This window comes from Blastococcus sp. CCUG 61487, assembly GCF_005222955.1.
Taxonomy (GTDB): domain Bacteria; phylum Actinomycetota; class Actinomycetes; order Mycobacteriales; family Geodermatophilaceae; genus Blastococcus.
Genome location: NZ_LWUA01000030.1, coordinates 1 through 1,394 on the forward strand (window position 1 = coordinate 1; position 1,394 = coordinate 1,394).

Sequence of the window (1,394 nt, forward strand, 5' to 3'; positions counted from 1 at the left end):
CGGCACCGCGCTCGCCTTCCCCGCGACCTCACGGGCGCTCGTCGCCCGGGAGCCCGCCGATGTCGTGCCCGTGCTCGCGGAGGTGGAGCGAGCGACCGCCGGCGGCGCCTGGGCGTTCGGCTACCTGGCGTACGAGGCCGCCGCGGGGCTGGATCCCGGCCTGGCCGTGGTGCCGGCGGAGAACTCCCTGCCGTTGGCCGTGTTCGGGCTCGCCGACCGGCCGGCCGCCGTTCCCCCCATCGCACCTCCGCCCGGCCGCGACCGGGACTACGCCGTCGGACCGTGGGAGCGGGGCTGGACGCCCGAGGAACATCGGGACGCCGTCGACCGGGTCCGTGCCGCGATCGCCGCGGGCGACGCCTACCAGGTGAACCTGACCGCGCGGATGCGCGCGCCGGCCACCGGGGACCTCGAGCAGCTCTACGCCGATCTCGCCTGCGGGCAGCGCGGCGCCTGGTCGGGCTACCTGGACATCGGCTCGCACGTGATCGCCAGCGCGAGCCCCGAGCTGTTCCTCGACTGGACCGGCGACCGGCTGGTGACCCGGCCGATGAAGGGCACCGCCCGCCGGGGTGCCACCACCGCCGAGGACGACGCCGCGCGCCGGACGCTGCTGGACAGCGCGAAGGAGCGCGCCGAGAACCTGATGATCGTCGACCTGCTGCGCAACGACCTCGGCCGGATCGCCGAGATCGGCAGCGTCGACGTCCCGCAGCTGTTCCGCGCCGAGCGGTACGAGACCGTCTGGCAACTCACCTCCGACGTGGTCGCGCGGCCGCGGCCCGGTGTGGGGCTGGTCGACGTGTTCCGGGCGCTGTTCCCCTCCGGCTCGGTCACCGGCGCCCCCAAGCAGCGGACCATGGAGCTGATCCGCGACCTCGAGGGCGAGCCGCGCGGGGTCTACTGCGGGGCGGTCGGGGTGGTCGCCCCGCCCGGCGAGGCGTTCCGGGCCCGGTTCAACGTGGCGATCCGGACGGTGACGGTGGACCGCGCCACCGGCACCGCCGTCTACGGCACCGGCGGCGGGATCACCTGGTCCTCCGATCCGGAGGCCGAGCACGCGGAGCTACTGGCGAAGGCGGCGATCCTCACGCGCCCCTACGAGGAGTTCGCGCTGCTGGAGACGATGGCCCGCGCCGGCGGCACGGTCCGCAACCTGGAGCGGCACCTGGCCCGGCTGGCCGACTCCGCCGCCTACTTCGGGTTCGCGCTGGACACCGACGAGATCCGCCGGCGGCTCGCCGCGGTGGCCGCCGATCCGGCGCCGGCCCGCGTGCGGCTGCTGCTGCGGCGCGACGGGGCCGTGACCGTCGAGGTGCTGCCGCCTCCGGCACCTGGGCACGGGCCGGTGCGCCTCGCGGTGGACAGGGAGCCGGTGGACGCCGACGACGCGT

1 protein-coding gene is annotated in these 1,394 nt (G+C 76.0%); it reads left to right on the forward strand.

The window, feature by feature from the left end; all coding sequences use genetic code 11:
- Nucleotides 1-1,394, forward strand: a 1,394-nt coding sequence (pabB, locus tag A6V29_RS03095) for an aminodeoxychorismate synthase component I (RefSeq protein WP_249932969.1), incomplete at both ends; no start/stop codon positions are given.